This is a genomic window from Bacillus cereus group sp. N21, from assembly GCF_016483395.1.
Taxonomy (GTDB): domain Bacteria; phylum Bacillota; class Bacilli; order Bacillales; family Bacillaceae_G; genus Bacillus_A; species Bacillus_A pseudomycoides.
Genome location: NZ_JAEHBX010000292.1, coordinates 1 through 338, shown reverse-complemented (window position 1 = coordinate 338; position 338 = coordinate 1). Strand labels below are relative to the sequence as shown.

Sequence of the window (338 nt, the reverse complement as noted above, 5' to 3'; positions counted from 1 at the left end):
TTATTGATTCGCTTTATTTATTGTCACGCTGAAAACGTACATATAGTAAAAAGCATCTTATTTTAGATGCTTTTTATTATATGATTGACACTATGAGCCCATTTATTTCGTGAACATAGGTTAAATCTATTATTTTTCATAAAATTCACGAATCTGACTATAACGTATTATAGTTTTATTCATATACTGTAGTAGATTACTAGAAAGGAGGCGTATATATGGAAAGTTGTATCGTGTTCGTAAACGGCCAACCTTTTTTAGTACTCACAGTTGCTGGCATCGAAATTGCTAGATTGGAAATTACTCTTCAAGTAGCACTAGCCTGTCTCTTATACACA

1 protein-coding gene is annotated in these 338 nt (G+C 31.7%); it reads left to right on the top strand.

Translation table 11 applies throughout. From position 1 onward, the window contains the following. Positions 1-218: 218 nt before the first annotated feature. The coding region (locus JDS96_RS30920) for a DUF3956 family protein (protein ID WP_199669139.1) at positions 219-338 on the top strand (120 nt) is incomplete at its 3' end.